This is a genomic window from Bradyrhizobium sp. F1.13.3 (assembly GCF_040548265.1).
In the GTDB taxonomy this organism is placed as follows: Bacteria; Pseudomonadota; Alphaproteobacteria; order Rhizobiales; family Xanthobacteraceae; genus Bradyrhizobium.
In genome coordinates, this window is record NZ_JBEPRI010000004.1 from 383946 (window position 1) to 398746 (window position 14801).

A 14801-nucleotide genomic window follows, 5' to 3' on the forward strand; every position below is an offset into this window, starting at 1 on the left:
CAAATTCCCCGAGTTCGGTCGGAAATGCCTGGTTATTGGCGTGCGGCGATGATCTCGAGCGCGCGTGTGCCGGGGATCGCTTCACCGGCCGAGAGCCTCAGGAAATCGCCGGGCTCGCCCGCGAGCGCCTTGTCGAGCAGCGCGGTGTAGCGCCGCCGCGAAATCTCGGCCGCGCCAAAACTCTTCAGGTGTTCGGTGACGTATTGGGTGTCGAGCAGCTCGAAGCCGCCATGGATGAGCCGCGCAACCAGATGCACCAGCGCGACCTTGGAGGCATCGCGCGCGGTGTGGAACATGCTCTCGCCGAAAAAAGCCCGCCCCAGGCTGACGCCGTAAAGCCCGCCGACGAGGTCCTCGCCCTGCCAGGCCTCGACGCTGTGGCAATGGCCGAGCTCGTACAGCCCGCCATAGAGGTCGCGGATGCGCTTGTTGATCCAAGTGTCCTCGCGCCCCGCCTGCGGCGCGGCGCAGCCGGCGATGGTGGCCTTGAAGGCGGTATTGACGGTGACACGGAATGAATCCGAACGCACGGTGCGCGCGAGCCGCGAGGCCACGCGAAAACCATCGAGCGGGATGACGCCGCGCAACTCCGGCTCGACCCAGAACAGGGTCGGATCGTCGGCGCTTTCGGCCATCGGAAAGATGCCGCAGGCATAGGCGCGCAGCAGCACGGCCGGCGTGATTTCAGACGGGGCAGAGTCGCGCGAAGTCATGGCTCGCCACAATAGCAGGATCGCAATGCGGTTGCGATGGGCGGTGCGGATCAGTTCGCTGCGGCAGCAGCCGGCTTGCTGGCGGCGGCCGGTACACGGCGGAACCTCAACATGACGCGGGTTCCGGAATGGGTGGGGTCGCGCTCGACCGAAGCGTCGAGCTTGGTGGCCATGGCTGCGACGATGCGCTGGCCCATGCCGGTGGAGCGCGGATCGGCCTTGACGTTGTCGCCGACGCCATCGTCGCTGATCGACAGCAGGAGATCGTCGCCCTGCGAGGTCAGCTCCACATGGATCGGGCCAGCGCCGTCGGGGTAGGCGTATTTCACCGCGTTCATCACCAGCTCGTTGACGATGATGCCGACGGCGACCGCACGATCCGGATCGATCTCGATCGGTTCGGCCTTCAGCGTCAGGCGCGACATCCGGTTACCCTCGGCCGAGCGGCGCAAATCCTCGAGCAGCGAGTCCAGATACTGGTTCAGGACCACGCTCTTGAGGTCCTGCGAGGTGTAGAGGCGGCGGTGCACCTGCGCGACCGCGGCGACGCGGCCCATCGCGTTGGTCAACGCAGCCTTGACCTCGTCCTGCGCGGCGGAGCTGGCCTGCAGGTGCAGCAGGGAGGCGATGATCTGCAGCGAGTTGCCGACGCGGTGGTTGACCTCGCGCAGCAGCAGTTCGCGTTCGGCAGCGAGCGCTGCGTAGCGGTCGCGCGAGGCATGGATCTCGGCTTCAGCTTCCTCGCGCGCCTTCTGCAATTCGGCCTGGCGCAGCGCGCCCTCCGCCGCGACGTGAAGCAGGGGGATGAAGTCGCCCTTGACGTCCTTGACCAGATAATCGGCCGCGCCCGCCTTCAGCGCCGTCACCGCGATGCTGGAATCCTGCGACGCGGTGACGAAGACCACCGGCGGTGCGCCCGGGATCGCCATGATCTGCTCCAGCGTCTCCAGCCCGTCGAGGCCGGGCATGTACTGGTCGAGCGCCACGACGTCGATGCCGCCGGTCGTGCCCGCGCGGCGGATGAGCTCAAGGCCTTCCTCGCCGCTCGCGGCATGGACGACCTTGTAGCCGCGCCGTGTCAGGCCGCGATCGACCAAGCGCGCAAGCGCCCCGTCGTCGTCGATGTAGAGCAGTGTGGGCGTACGTTGATTCATGGGGCGGCGGGCGGGACCTGGATGACCGAGAAGAACAAGCCAAGCTGCCGGATGGCATTGGCGAAATTCTCGTAGTTCACGGGCTTGGTGATGTAGACGTTGCAGCCGAGCTCGTAGCAGCGCTTGATTTCCTGGGAATCGTCGGTGGTGGTCAGCACCACCACGGGCGAGGCCTTCAGGTATTTGTTCTCCTTGATCTGCTTGAGGATGTCGATCCCGGTCATGTCGGGAAGGTTGAGATCGAGCAGGATCAGGAGCGCATTACCTTTCTGCACCAGCCCGCTACCGTCGGACCCGAACAGGTGCTTCATCGCGTCCGTGCCGTTGGCAAAGGAGATGATCTCGTTGTTGACGCCGGACCTTCGGATGTTCCGCTCGATCAGCCGCGCGTGTCCTTCGTCGTCCTCGATCATGATGATGCTGACGGGTTGAGTCATTGATCCGCGTTCCGGTTGCTGGCGTTCCAGGTGATGGGCAGCGTGATGGTGAAGGTACTGCCCGTATTCAGTTCCGATGATACCGACATGGTGCCGCCGAGGCGACGCACAAGTGCACGCACATGCGCAAGACCGATGCCCTGACCGGGCTTGTCCTGGGTTCCGGCGCGGCGAAACAGGTCGAAGATCCGCTGGTGGTCCTTGGGGTCGATGCCGCGGCCGTTATCGCTGATCTCGAAGATAGCGTAGCCGAGCTTGGTACGCCCGCGAATTCTGATCTCGCCGGGGACGCCGAGCTTGAGATATTTGATGCCGTTGTCGATCAGATTGGAGAATATCTGCTCCAGCGCCAGGCGGTCGCTGACGAGATTGGGCAGGGGGGCGACATGGATTTCGGCCTGCGCCTCGGCGGCCTGATGCGCCAGCGTCGACACGATGGCTTCGATCAACTCGCGCGTGTCGATCTTTTCCGGCTGGAACTCGCGCCGGCCCTCGCGGGTGAGATTGAGGATCGCCGAGATCAGGCGGTCCATCTTGGCGATCGACGACTTGATGAAGCCCAGCGCTTCGGCAAAATCCGCTGAAAGCTGCTTGTCGGGACCTTCGAGCGCGATCTCGCCGGTCGAAGGCGGCGGACCGTCGGCCGGGACATGGGTAAGGCCGCCGATACGGCGGAAAATGTCGCCGCCGAGCTCCTCGAGTTCGCTGGTGAAGCCCATGATGTTGACGAGTGGCGAGCGCAGATCGTGGCTGACGATATAGGCAAAGCGCTGGATCTCGTTGTTGGCCTCGCGCAGATCGGCCGTGCGTTCGTCCACTACGGCCTCCAGATTGACATTGGCGTCGCGCAGGCGCGCCTCGGCATCGTCACGGGCACGGACCGAGTGCCGCACCAGCCAGATCGAGATCACCGCCAGCAGCACGACGAGGCCGGAGCCGATGCCGGTCATCGACGCCGCGAGGGTCTGGCTGCGGTCCGAATTGACCGTTCGAAGCCGGAACAGCCGTTCTTCTTCCTGGATCATCCCGGTCGCCACTTTGGCGATCGCGGCTGTCGCGTCCGTGGAGGCGATCTCGCGGACCAGCGCTGCGGCCTTCTCCGGCTCACCCCGCCGGATGAAATCCATCTCCCGCACGAACTGCCCGAGCCGGGTCTCGATCGACGCGCTCAGCTTCTCGATGTTCTCGCGTTGCGCCGGATTGTCGCCGATCAGGCGCGTGAGCTTGTCGAGAGCCGGGATGACGGCCGCCACGGCCTTGTCATGGTCGGCCTTGAAATCCTCTCCTTGCGTCAGAAGGTAGCCGCGGGCGGCGCTCTCGGCCCGCCGGATCTCTAGCAGGAGGGCGTTGATCTGGTTCTCCGCCTCGATGGTGTGAACCACCCATTTGCTGTCGTCTCTCGCCTTGTTGACGAGGTAGACGGAGCCGGCGCTGATCACGGTCAGCACGAGAAGCCCCGCCGTGAACAGCAGGATCTGCCAAAATGCACGCCGTCGCTGTGCGTCAGCAGTCACGACGGCCTCGCTCGGTCAGGCTTGCCGGACTTCAAAACGCCCCCTCGGAACTGTCCCCATCGTCCCAAACGCGATTGGGGCCAAAGGGTTCCATGTGGAGGGACGGCTACTTCGGGGCGGGTTCCGCCTTGCCGGCGAGATATTGTTCCAGCCAGTGGATGTGGTAGTCGCCGTTGATGATGTCGTCTTCGCGCACCAGAGCGCGGAACAGCGGCAGGGTGGTCTCGATACCCTCGACCACCATCTCGTCCAAGGCCCGGCGCAGCCGCATCAGGCACTCGCCGCGGGTCTTGCCGTGCACGATCAGCTTGCCGACGAGCGAGTCGTAATAAGGCGGGATCGTGTAGCCCTGATAGACGGCGGAATCGATCCGCACGCCAAGTCCCCCGGGCGGGTGATATTGCGTGATGCGGCCGGGCGAAGGACGGAAGGTCTGCGGATTCTCGGCGTTGATGCGGCACTCGATCGCGTGGCCGATGACCTGGACCTCGTCCTGCCGCGCCGGCAGGTCGCCGCCGGCGGCGATGCGGATCTGCTCCAGCACGAGGTCGATGTCGGTGATGCTCTCGGTGACGGGATGCTCGACCTGGATGCGCGTGTTCATCTCGATGAAGTAGAACTCGCCGTCCTCGAACAGGAATTCGATGGTGCCGACGCCGAGATATTTCATCTCGCGCATCGCCTTGGCGCAGGTCTCGCCGATCTTGGCCCGTGCAGCCGCGGTCAGCACGGGCGAGGGGCCTTCCTCCCAGACCTTCTGGTGGCGTCGCTGCAGCGAGCAGTCGCGTTCGCCAAGATGAATCGCGCCGCCGCGGCCGTCGCCGAGGATCTGGATCTCGATGTGGCGCGGCTTCTGGAGATATTTTTCGAGGTAGACGGAGGCATCGCCGAAGGCGGATTTGGCCTCGTTGGCGGCCGTCGACAGCGCGACCTGAAGATCGGCCTCGCTCTCGGCCACCTTCATGCCACGGCCGCCGCCGCCGGCCGCGGCTTTGACCAGCACGGGGAAGCCGATCTTCCTGGCGATCGCCATCGCGTCGTCGTTGGGGCCGACCCCTCCGTCGGAGCCGGGCACCACGGGAATGCCGAGCTTCTTGGCAGTCCTCTTGGCCTCGATCTTGTCGCCCATCAGGCGGATGTGCTCGGCCTTCGGGCCGATGAAATGCAGATTGTGTTCGGCGAGGATTTCGGCGAAGCGCGCGTTCTCCGACAGGAAGCCGTAGCCGGGATGCACGGCATCGGCACCGGTGATCTCGCAGGCCGCGAGCAGCGCGGGCACGTTGAGATAGCTGTCCTTGGACGCCGGAGGCCCGATGCACACGCTCTCGTCCGACAGGCGCACATGCATGGCATCGGCGTCGGCGGTGGAGTGCACGGCGACGGTCGCGATCCCGAGCTCCTTGCAGGCCCTGAGGATGCGAAGGGCGATCTCGCCGCGATTGGCTATGAGGATCTTGTCGAACATGGTGTCCTTATTGGACTGACGCGCGGAAAGCGGCCAGGGCGATGAGACCGCCCTCGACCGTCACTCAATGATCACGAGGGGCTCGCCGTACTCGACCGGCTGGCCGTCCTCGATCACGATCTGCGTCACCGTGCCGGCGCGCGGCGAGGGGATCTGGTTCATGGTCTTCATGGCTTCGATGATCAGCAGCGTCTGGCCGACTGAGACCTTGCTGCCGACCTCGATGAACGGCTTGGCGCCGGGCTCCGGCGCCCAATAGGCGGTGCCGACCATCGGCGAGGTCACGGCGCCGGGATGCTTCGACAGGTCGGCAGCGGCAGGCGCGGCGGCAACGGCGGCCGCTGGGAGAGCGGCGGGGGCGGCCGCCATCTGCATCGGCATGGTCGCGGCGACGCTGATGTTGCGGGCGACGCGCAGGCGCAGGCCGGCACGCTCGATCTCGATTTCGGTGAGGCTGGTCTCATCGAGCAGCAAGGCGAGCTCGCGGACGAGGGCGGAATCCTCGCTGGAAAACTTTGCGGCTGCTTTGTCGTCTGGCTGGCGCGCCATGTTGTTTGATCCGAATGTTCTGTGTGAAGGGGGAGCGTCAGGCTTTGGGCTTGATGCCGAGCTTGGCGGCAAGGCCCTGGATGGCGAGGCGGTAGCCCTCGATGCCGAAACCGCAGAGCGAAGCGAAGGCCGCGCGCGCGGTGTAGGAATGATGCCGGAAGTTCTCGCGGGCGTGGATATTGGTGACGTGCACTTCGACCGTCGGGATCTGCACTGCAAGCAGCGCGTCGTGCAGCGCGATCGACGTGTGCGAATAGCCGCCGGCATTGATGATGATGCCCTTCATCTTGCGGGCGTGCGCCTCGTGGATGAAGTCGATCAGCTCGCCTTCGCGGTTGGACTGCCGGCAGTCGGCCTTGAGGCCGAACGTCGCCGCCGTTTCCCGGCACAGCGCCTCGACGTCGGCCAGCGACGCATGCCCGTACTTCTCGGGCTCGCGTGTCCCCAACATGTTGAGGTTCGGCCCGTTCAGGACAAGGATCGTGTCGGTTGCTGGTTCGGCCATTCCAATCCCGCAAGAGGTGCTTCGGCGTGGCGGGGGTTATAGGTAACAAAGCGCGTGAGGGGAAGCCTTGAAGGACCTCCGAGGTGGCTTCAGATGCCTCATCCGGGGTGCAAAAACCTGTGCGCAAGGAAATTGCTTGTTAACCAGTTCTAATCGTGGCTGCCGGACGGGACAGGCGGGGGAGGAGCGCCCGATAGCCCAAAAGCCCCTGCCGATCTCTCGGCAAGGGCTCATTTGGGCATCAGCGAGGCAGCTTAGCCTTCGATGACGTATACGATCTCGCGCGTCTGCGGACGAACGATGACGTACTGGCCGTGCACGAAGATCACCTCGTAGCCGCGCCACTCCGGATAGATCTCGACGATCCGGGGCGGGAGCGGATGGAAACGAACGCTCGCCGGGATGGTCGTGCCGACCGAGATGTTGAAGTTGACGTTGGTCGTTTCCTCGATCTTGGTCGACTTGATCGCGGATGAGATCTCGGTCCGCTTCTCGGGCGGCGGCGCAGAAGCGGTCGCGGAGGCCGTGCCGGTCGTGGTCTGAGACTTGGTATCGGCAGCCTTGCTGTCTGCACCCTTGGTCTGACTGTCTGCGCCCTTGGTCTGGGCGTTCATGTTGCCGCTCTTGGTGTCAGTCTCCGTGCTCTTGGTCTTGTCCGTCTGGGACTTGTCCATCGTGCTCTTCGACTTGTCCTGCGCTGCCTTGTCCTGCGCTGACTTGTCATGCATGGACTTGTCCTGCGTGGACTTGTCTTGCGCGGACTTGTCCTGCGCGCCCTGGGCGTGCTCACCCTTCGCCGCGCCGGCCTTCTCGTCGGCCGCGTTCTTGTTCATCGCGCCGGACTTGTCCATCCCGCCCGACGACTTCTCCTCGGCTGCTCCGCCGGGCTTCATGGCGCCGCCAGTCTGGCCGACGGTGCCCTTCTCCTGAGCGGATTCACGGCCCATCGAGCCGCCGCGCTCGGCGGCGCCGGAAGGCTGCGAGTGCTGCGTCGGCTGCGCGCCTGCGCCGCCACCGCTGTCGCGGTTCATGGTGCCCTGTGCGTTCGCCAGACCGGTACCGGCGACGAGCGCGAGCGCGGCGACCGAGATCATAAAGCGGTTAGACATTGAATTCTCCTCACGTGTTTCTCTGCGTCATTGCCCGCGCCGACAACGAAACGACGTATCAGGAGTTCCGGAACATTGGCGGTTCCGAGGCTTTTGTTTGTTGAATGCCAGATGAACGCGCGCGCCAGATTTCGGCGCAATGAAAAGGCCGGCTTTTCAGCCGGCCTCGTTGCATGCGTGAGTTGTAGACGTGATCAGCAAGTCGCCTTGTTAGCAAGTCGCCTTGTTAGCAAGTCGCTTTGCCGCAGCGGGCCACAGCGATCTTTTCCTTCAGGCTTTCGACACCGACGGCGCCAATAACGATCTGCTTGCCAATCACGTAGCTCGGCGTGCCGTTCATGCCCATTGCTTCGGCGAGCTTGAAGTTCTCCTCGATGGTGGTGCGCACCTCGGCGCTGCCGATGTCTTTCTCGATCTTCGCGGTATCGAGGCCGGCTTCCTTGGCCGCCTGAAGTGCGCGCGCCTTGTCGGCCGCGCCACGACCGCCGAGCAGCTTCTGGTGGAAGTCGAGGTACTTCTTGCCGGAGGGATCCTGCATGCGCACGGCGACGGCGACCTGGGCTGCTTCGACGGAGCCTTGGCTCAGCACCGGAAACTCCTTGAGCACCACCTTCAGCTTCGGATCGGCCTTCATGAGGGTGAGCATGTCGTCCATCGCGCGCTTGCAGTAGCCGCAATTGTAGTCGAAGAACTCGACGAAGGTGACGTCGCCGTCCTTGTTACCGAGCACGACCTGGCGCGGCGAGTTGAAGATCGCATCGGAATTCTGCGCGACGCTGGCCTCGTGCTTTTGCGTCTCGGCCGCGGCCTGGCGCTTGGTGAGCTCGGCCATCGCTTCCTCGAGCACCTCGGGATGGGTGACGAGATAGTTCTTGATGATCACCTCGATGTCCGTGCGCTGGGCATCGGAGAAGCTGTCGGCCGACGCGGGCGCGGCTGCGCCGAACATGGCGAGCGCAAACAGCGCGGGAGCAAGCAGGCGCAGCGAAGGCATAGGCAAATCCTCTTATCCAAAGCAGGTTTTCGGAAAACGTCCCGGCGGACTTAATCTCGGTGTCGTGACGTCATTTCGTAAGGCGTCGTTCTGGTCTTGTCAGTTGCGCGGCGGTTTGGACGCCACGATATCGTCGGCCTTGACCCATCCGGGCGTGCCGACGGCGAAACGGGTTTTCGCGCGCGTCGCAAGCTCGCGGGCGGTCTTGTTGTCGCCGCGCAGATAAGCGGCCTGCGCCGACGCCAGATCGGCCTCGGCATAGTCGCCCTTGCGGCCATAGGCCATCGCGAGCTGCATGTAGCCGAGAACGGCCTCCGGTTCCCGTGCCACCGCGGCCCGGAGAATCCGAACGGCGTCATCGGTGTAGGCCTTATTATCGGACCCAACCAGAGCCTGCCCAAGTAACATCTCGATGAGGGGCGCGTTGTTCGAAAGTGCGACAGCCTTGCGCAGGGCAGGAATCGCCTCAGCCGGCTTGCCGCCCTCCAGCAGGGCCTGGCCGCGCACCTCGTAAAAATACGCGTTGTTGGGCTGGACCTGGATCAGTGCGTCGATCTGGGCGAGCGCGCTGCGCAAATCCCCATGGAGATAGGTGCTGATGGCGCGGGCGTAGCGCGCCGGCATGCTGTCGTTGGTCAGAGGATAGCGGCGGTACACCGTCTCCGGCCGTTCCATGAAGGCGGAGATCTTGGCGCGCACCATGTCGTGGCGGAGCTGGAGCGCGGGATCGTCCTTCTTGTCCCAATAAAGGCTCGCGCTGGCGAACTCCTGGAGTGACGCGACGCGCTCGGCGGGCATCGGGTGCGACTGGAGATAGGGATCGGCGCCGCGTGCCGCGAACAGGCTCTCGCTGGTGAAGCGCTTGAAGGTCTCGTACATGCCCTTCGGCGACTGCTGGGTCGCCGTCAGGAATTTCACGCCGGCGCGGTCGGCGTTCTCCTCCTGCTGACGCTGGTAGGACAGCAGCGTACGGCGGATCATCTCCTGCGGGCCGGCGAGGGCGGCGGCTCCGGCATTGGCAAGGCCATTGTTGCCGGCGCTGCCGCTGCCGCGGGTGCTGCCCACGGCCATCGCGCCGGCGCCGAGCAGCATCGCGATGATCATCTGGGTCTGGGCGTTGGCGAGCTGCTCGCGCAGCTTGGAGAGATGGCCGCCGGCCAGATGCCCGGTCTCGTGCGCGAGCACGCCGATGATCTGGTTCGGCGTCTCCGACTGGAGGATCGCGCCGTAATTGACGAAGATGCGGCGGCCATCGGCGACGAACGCGTTGAACGAGCCCTCGTTGACGATCACCATCTGGATGTTCTGCTTCTCCAGACCCGCGACGCGCAGGATCGGGCGCGTGTATTCGCGCAGCAGCTGTTCGGTCTCGGTGTCGCGCAAGACCGGCGGCCCCTTGGCCTGCGCATGCGCGGCCGAGAACGGCGTCAGCGCGATCGCAGCCGCCGCAACGAGGGAGGTGAGGGCGGTGGCCTTCTTGCGCAATGCGATCTGGAATAACATCAAGCGGTCTGGGTCAAACGGTCTTGTCGGCAGGCTTGTCAGGCATTCTTGGTCAAGCAGTTTCGTGATTGGTTTTTGGCGATTGGCGGCGGACCGGATACGCGATATGCCCCTTTGAGCCGTACCCCTTATGAGCCGTACAATGCGGCCAGTCTGGGGCGCAAGCACCCCGTTTCCGGGTCGGACGGACCGGTTCGCCAGCGAATAGCAGAAATCGATGCACGATACGACATTGAGGAACCGGTTGGGGCAGTGGCTTGAGCCCTCCCGCCGCAGCGATGTTCCCCCGTTCATGGTGATGGACGTCATGGCCGCCGCGGCCCGGATCGAGGCGGCGGGGGGCCATGTCATCCACATGGAGGTTGGCCAGCCCGCCGCGGGCGCGCCGAAGACCGCGATTGCGGCCGCCCATGCGGCGCTCGAGGCAGGGCGGATCGATTATACCTCCGCACTCGGCATCCCCTCCTTGCGCGCGCGCATCGCGCGGCATTATCGCGATGCCTATGGCTGTGACATCAGCCCCGAGCGGATCGTGGTGACCACCGGCTCCTCCGGCGGGTTCATCCTGGCCTTCTTGGCGATGTTCGAGCCGGGCGACCGCGTTGCCGTGACGGTGCCGGGTTATCCGCCGTACCGACATATCCTCACCGCGCTCGGCTGCGAGCCGGTGCTGATCGAGACCACGAACGAGACGCGGCATGCGCTGACCGGCGAGGCGCTGCTGGCCGCCCATCGCAAGGCGCCGCTGAAGGGTGTGCTGGTCGGCAGCCCCGCCAATCCGACCGGGACCATGATGTCCCGCGAGGCGCTCGCCGGCCTGATCGCGGCGGCGGAAGACGCGGGCATCCGTTTCATCTCGGACGAGATCTATCACGGGCTCGACTACGCATTTCCCGCGGTGACGGCTGCGGCGCTGTCGGACCACGCGTTCGTGATCAACTCGTTCTCGAAGTATTTCTGCATGACGGGCTGGCGCGTCGGCTGGATGGTCGTGCCCGAGATTCTGGTGCGGCCGATCGAGCGGCTGCAGCAGAACCTGTCGATCTCGGTGCCGTCGCTGTCGCAGATCGCGGCCGAAGCGGCCTTCGACGGCGCGGCTGAGATGGAGGAGATCAAGCACGGCTATCAGGAAAACCGGCGCATCCTGATCGAGGGATTGCCCAAGGCCGGCCTGACCAGGTTTCTGCCGGCCGACGGCGCATTCTATCTCTATGCGGACGTCTCGGACTTCACTTCCGACAGTTTCGAGTTCGCCAAGCAGATGCTCGAGCAGGCCCATGTCGCGGCCACGCCGGGCCTCGACTTCGATCCCATCCATGGTCGTTCATTCATACGGCTCTCTTATGCGCGTTCGGCTGCGGAGATGCGGGAAGCAGTTGACCGGATCGCTCACTGGCTTAAATAGCCGCCAGTTTTCGACAGCCTTCTGGAGTGCAACTTGCCTGACCGTTCCGCCCCGTCTACCGCCACGCATTCTCCTCTCGCCGCATTGATGTGGCCAGTCCGGCCCGGTGAAACCGTCGGCGCTTTGCGTGCTGTCGTGCTGATTGCGCTCGGTACCGCCTTGATGGCCCTGTCAGCCAAGGTGAACCTGCCGCTGCCTTACGTGCCCATGACGTTGCAGACGCTGGTCGTGTTGATGATTGGCGCCGCCTATGGCTGGCGGCTTGGCAGCGCAACCATGATCGCCTACCTCGCCGAGGGCGCAATGGGCCTGCCGGTGTTCGCCGGCCCCGTCGGTGGAATTGCACCGCTGGTCGGCCCGACCGCGGGCTATCTGTTTGGCTTCATTGGCGCCGCCTTCGTCACCGGCTGGCTCACCGAGCGCGGCTGGGATCGCAGCGTATTTCTGCTGTTTGCCGCTATGGCCGTCGGCCACATCCTCATTCTGGCCGCGGGCTTTGGCTGGCTGGCGTTCGGTCTCGGCCTTGGCGCCGCAAAAGCGTGGCAGGTTGGCCTGATGCCGTTCGTTGCGGCGTCGCTGGTCAAGAACGCGCTGGGCGCGACATTGATGCCGGCGACACGCCGGGTGGTCGATCGCGGGTAAAGCGCGCAATAACGAGCAGTTCCGATTGACAGGGCCGGCCAAGTTGATCTTGGCTGGCTTGGCGTTTGAGGGGGAGTGAAACAATGACGACGACAACGATGGCGGGGGCGCCGGTCGCGCCGCCCGCCGCCAAGCCGTGGTACAAAGTACTTTATATCCAAGTGCTGATCGCGATCGTGCTCGGCGCCATCGTCGGCTGGCTCTGGCCGTCAGTCGCCACCAATGAGTGGATCAAGGCACTCGGCGACGGCTTCATCAAGCTGATCAAGATGGTGATCGCGCCGATCATCTTCTGCACCGTGGTCTCGGGCATCGCCCATATACAGGACGCCAAGAAGGTCGGCCGCATCGGCGTCAAGGCGCTGGTCTATTTCGAGATCGTCTCGACCTTCGCACTGGTGATTGGTCTCATCATCGGCAATCTGGTGAAGCCGGGTGCGGGCTTCGGCGGCGCCGCCGCCAACGCGCAGGCCGTCGCCAACTACGCCAAGCAGGCCGAAGGCCAGAAGTCGGTCGACTTCGTGCTGCACATCATTCCGGACACCGTCGTCGGCGCCTTCGCGCAAGGCGAGATCCTTCAGGTGCTGCTGTTCTCGGTGCTGTTCGGCTTCGCCATCATGGGGCTCGGCGAACGCGGCCATACCATCCGCAGCTTCATCGACGACGCCGCGCATGCGGTGTTCGGCGTCATCTCCATCGTGATGCGCGCGGCGCCGATCGGCGCCTTCGGCGCGATGGCCTACACCATCGGCAAGTTCGGCACCGGGGCGATCCTCAACCTGATCGGCCTGATCGCGACGTTCTACGTGACCGCGGCGCTGTTCGTGTTCGTCGTGCTCGGAATCATCGCGCGCTTCGCCGGCTTCTCCATCTTCAAGTTCCTAGCCTACATCAAAGACGAGCTGTTGATCGTGCTCGGCACCTCGTCCTCGGAAAGCGCGTTGCCGTCCCTGATGGAAAAGCTCGAGCGCCTCGGCTGCTCCAAATCGGTGGTCGGCCTCGTGGTGCCCACGGGCTATTCGTTCAATCTCGACGGCACCAACATCTACATGACGCTGGCGACGTTGTTCATCGCGCAGGCGCTGGGCTTCGATCTCTCCTTCAGCCAGCAACTCACCATCCTGGTGGTGGCGATGCTGACCTCGAAGGGGGCCTCCGGCATCACGGGGGCGGGCTTCATCACGCTGGCGGCGACGCTCGCCGTGGTCGATCCGCGCCTCGTGCCGGGCATGGCGATCGTGCTCGGCATCGACAAGTTCATGAGCGAGTGCCGCGCGCTGACCAATCTGTGCGGCAACGGCGTTGCCTGCGTGATCATCGCCTGGTGGGAGGGCGAGCTCGATCGCGACAAGCTCAACGCCAACCTCGCCAAGCAGATCGATCCGACCGACATGGAAACGGCGCTCACGACGGACTGATCTGCAAGCTGTCACCGACGGCGCGCCGTCAGGTCTTGAAATAGCAGGGCTGGTCGAGATCCTCGATCAGCCCTTTTTCTTGCGGTGACCAGTCGAGATCCTCCCCGCGAGCGCAGAGCGCTAGAACCGCTCCGGCCGATATGGCGTCGGATTGATCGCTGGCGTTTCGCCGCTCATCATCTCGGCGAGCAGGCGCCCGGTCGCTGGCCCCAGCGTAAAGCCCTGGTGGCCGTGGCCGAAGTTCATCCACAGGCCGGGATGGCGTGGGGCAGGGCCGAGCACCGGCAGCATGTCGGGCGTGCAGGGGCGGGTGCCGAACCACGGGTCGGGCTCGACCCGCTTGCCGAGGTCAATCAACTCGCGCGCGGAAGCTTCGGCGCTGGCGAGCTGCACGGGCGTCGCGAGCGCGTCCAGACCGGTCAACTCCGCGCCGGTGGTGATGCGAATGCCTTTGGCCATCGGACCCATGGCGTAGCCGCCGGCCTTGTCGACCAGCGGCAGATCGAGCGAGGCGCCGCCGCTGTAATGCATGTGGTAGCCGCGCTTGCGCACCAGCGGGATGCGATAGCCGAATTTGAGCAGGAGATCGGGCGACCACGGCCCGAGCGTCACCACGGCGTGGGCGGCGTCGATGTGTCCAATGTCGGTCGCGACCGACCAGCCGGTCGCGGTCTGCTGCAAGGTCTGAGCATCGCCAAGCACGATATTGCCGCCGAGGCGCTCGAACAGATCGGCATAGGCCGTGACGAGCGCGCCGGGATCGGACACCGTCCAGGTGTCGAGCCAATGGATCGCGCCGGGCAGATCGTCGCGCAGGACAGGTTCGGCCTTGGCGAGCTCGGCGCCCGAGAGCGCCCGAAACCTCACGCCGAATTCGCGCTCGTCCTCTTCCGCCGCCTTGACGGCGAGATCGAACGACGCTGCGTCGCGATGCAGGTGTCGGTATCCCGCGCGGCGGATCAGATTATCGGCGTGGGCTTCGCGAATGAGGATGTCGTGCTCCGCCGTCGCGTAGGCGATCAGCCGCGCCCAGGCGTCGATGGCTTCACGATGCCGCTTCGGTGCCGAATGCCACCAATAGCGCAGCAGGGGCTCGATATGGAGATGAAGCGACGACAGGCTGTAACGCACGTCGTTGGTGCGGCCGGTCGCGATCTGCAGGAGCGTGGCAAGGTCGCGCGGCATCGGATAGGGGCGCACTGCTTCCGCCTGGATCATCCCGGCATTGCCGTAGCTGGTCTCCCGGCCCGGCTCCCTGCGGTCGATGAGCGTGACGGACCAGCCGCGCTGCTGGAGGTGCAGCGCCGCGCTGACGCCGATCATGCCGCCGCCGAGTACGATCGCGCTTTGCATTGAACTCACCTCGCCAAATCAAAACCGCCCGGCTTGGCCG

General features: G+C 64.8%; 14 protein-coding genes. 3 read left to right on the forward strand and 11 right to left on the reverse strand.

The genetic code is table 11. From position 1 onward, the window contains the following. Nucleotides 1–32 precede the first annotated feature (32 nt). The 10 genes from aat to ABIB66_RS14280 form a co-directional block, all read right to left on the reverse strand. A complete protein-coding gene (gene aat / locus ABIB66_RS14235; RefSeq protein WP_354203739.1) occupies nt 33–713 on the reverse strand; it encodes a leucyl/phenylalanyl-tRNA--protein transferase in 681 nt (226 codons plus the stop codon). Nucleotides 714–763: 50 nt separating this feature from the next. Further along, nucleotides 764–1867: a sensor histidine kinase gene (locus ABIB66_RS14240; protein WP_275171902.1), complete on the reverse strand. Its 1104-nt coding sequence runs from the start codon at nt 1865–1867 to the stop codon at nt 764–766. Then, complete coding sequence (locus ABIB66_RS14245) at nt 1864–2304, reverse strand: response regulator (protein ID WP_354203736.1); 441 nt, start codon at nt 2302–2304, stop codon at nt 1864–1866. The genes ABIB66_RS14240 and ABIB66_RS14245 overlap by 4 nt, the downstream gene beginning before the upstream one ends. Next, entirely contained in the window at nt 2301–3818 is a 1518-nt protein-coding gene (locus ABIB66_RS14250) for a sensor histidine kinase (protein ID WP_354254955.1), read from the reverse strand. Before ABIB66_RS14250 ends, ABIB66_RS14245 begins: the two co-directional genes overlap by 4 nt. Nucleotides 3819–3924: 106 nt before the next feature. Beyond that, on the reverse strand, nt 3925–5283 hold the full coding sequence (gene accC, locus ABIB66_RS14255; protein WP_275171904.1) for an acetyl-CoA carboxylase biotin carboxylase subunit: 1359 nt from the start codon (nt 5281–5283) through the stop codon (nt 3925–3927). Between the two features lie 60 nt (nt 5284–5343). Further along, nucleotides 5344–5832: an acetyl-CoA carboxylase biotin carboxyl carrier protein gene (gene accB, locus ABIB66_RS14260; RefSeq protein WP_275171905.1), complete on the reverse strand. Its 489-nt coding sequence runs from the start codon at nt 5830–5832 to the stop codon at nt 5344–5346. 37 nt (nt 5833–5869) lie between these two features. Continuing rightward, the gene (gene aroQ / locus ABIB66_RS14265) at nt 5870–6337 is read right to left on the reverse strand and encodes a type II 3-dehydroquinate dehydratase (RefSeq protein ID WP_007591609.1); all 468 of its coding nucleotides are present in this window, start codon (nt 6335–6337) and stop codon (nt 5870–5872) included. A 254-nt stretch (nt 6338–6591) separates the two neighbouring features. Further along, nucleotides 6592–7446 (reverse strand): DUF1236 domain-containing protein, encoded by an 855-nt coding sequence (locus ABIB66_RS14270; protein WP_354203731.1) that lies wholly within the window; start codon nt 7444–7446, stop codon nt 6592–6594. A gap of 226 nt (nt 7447–7672) precedes the next feature. After that, nucleotides 7673–8440 (reverse strand): DsbA family protein, encoded by a 768-nt coding sequence (locus ABIB66_RS14275; RefSeq protein ID WP_354203729.1) that lies wholly within the window; start codon nt 8438–8440, stop codon nt 7673–7675. A gap of 99 nt (nt 8441–8539) precedes the next feature. Then, nucleotides 8540–9943 (reverse strand): M48 family metalloprotease, encoded by a 1404-nt coding sequence (locus tag ABIB66_RS14280; RefSeq protein WP_354254956.1) that lies wholly within the window; start codon nt 9941–9943, stop codon nt 8540–8542. A 217-nt stretch (nt 9944–10160) separates the two neighbouring features. On the opposite strand from ABIB66_RS14280, the gene ABIB66_RS14285 reads away from it, so the two are divergent. The 3 genes from ABIB66_RS14285 (at nt 10161) to ABIB66_RS14295 (ending at nt 13408) form a co-directional block, all read left to right on the forward strand. After that, nucleotides 10161–11348 (forward strand): pyridoxal phosphate-dependent aminotransferase, encoded by a 1188-nt coding sequence (locus ABIB66_RS14285; RefSeq protein WP_354203725.1) that lies wholly within the window; start codon nt 10161–10163, stop codon nt 11346–11348. A gap of 87 nt (nt 11349–11435) precedes the next feature. Further along, nucleotides 11436–11990, forward strand: a complete 555-nt coding sequence (locus tag ABIB66_RS14290) for a biotin transporter BioY (RefSeq protein ID WP_275172013.1) — start codon at nt 11436–11438, stop codon at nt 11988–11990. Nucleotides 11991–12073: 83 nt separating this feature from the next. Further along, nucleotides 12074–13408: a dicarboxylate/amino acid:cation symporter gene (locus ABIB66_RS14295; RefSeq protein ID WP_354054838.1), complete on the forward strand. Its 1335-nt coding sequence runs from the start codon at nt 12074–12076 to the stop codon at nt 13406–13408. A gap of 120 nt (nt 13409–13528) precedes the next feature. On the opposite strand, the gene ABIB66_RS14300 is transcribed toward ABIB66_RS14295, so the two are convergent. Then, nucleotides 13529–14761: an NAD(P)/FAD-dependent oxidoreductase gene (locus ABIB66_RS14300; RefSeq protein WP_354203722.1), complete on the reverse strand. Its 1233-nt coding sequence runs from the start codon at nt 14759–14761 to the stop codon at nt 13529–13531. Between the last annotated feature and the right edge of the window lie 40 nt (nt 14762–14801).

Bases quoted from the DNA above. Each gene is read 5' to 3' on its own strand.
- aat (WP_354203739.1), bottom strand. From the start codon at position 713: ATGACTTCGCGCGACTCTGCCCCGTCTGAAATCACGCCGGCCGTGCTG.
- ABIB66_RS14240 (WP_275171902.1), bottom strand. From the start codon at position 1,867: ATGAATCAACGTACGCCCACACTGCTCTACATCGACGACGACGGGGCG.
- ABIB66_RS14245 (WP_354203736.1), bottom strand. From the start codon at position 2,304: ATGACTCAACCCGTCAGCATCATCATGATCGAGGACGACGAAGGACAC.
- accC (WP_275171904.1), bottom strand. From the start codon at position 5,283: ATGTTCGACAAGATCCTCATAGCCAATCGCGGCGAGATCGCCCTTCGC.
- accB (WP_275171905.1), bottom strand. From the start codon at position 5,832: ATGGCGCGCCAGCCAGACGACAAAGCAGCCGCAAAGTTTTCCAGCGAG.
- aroQ (WP_007591609.1), bottom strand. From the start codon at position 6,337: ATGGCCGAACCAGCAACCGACACGATCCTTGTCCTGAACGGGCCGAAC.
- ABIB66_RS14270 (WP_354203731.1), bottom strand. From the start codon at position 7,446: ATGTCTAACCGCTTTATGATCTCGGTCGCCGCGCTCGCGCTCGTCGCC.
- ABIB66_RS14275 (WP_354203729.1), bottom strand. From the start codon at position 8,440: ATGCCTTCGCTGCGCCTGCTTGCTCCCGCGCTGTTTGCGCTCGCCATG.
- ABIB66_RS14280 (WP_354254956.1), bottom strand. From the start codon at position 9,943: ATGTTATTCCAGATCGCATTGCGCAAGAAGGCCACCGCCCTCACCTCC.
- ABIB66_RS14285 (WP_354203725.1), top strand. From the start codon at position 10,161: ATGCACGATACGACATTGAGGAACCGGTTGGGGCAGTGGCTTGAGCCC.
- ABIB66_RS14290 (WP_275172013.1), top strand. From the start codon at position 11,436: ATGTGGCCAGTCCGGCCCGGTGAAACCGTCGGCGCTTTGCGTGCTGTC.
- ABIB66_RS14295 (WP_354054838.1), top strand. From the start codon at position 12,074: ATGACGACGACAACGATGGCGGGGGCGCCGGTCGCGCCGCCCGCCGCC.
- ABIB66_RS14300 (WP_354203722.1), bottom strand. From the start codon at position 14,761: ATGCAAAGCGCGATCGTACTCGGCGGCGGCATGATCGGCGTCAGCGCG.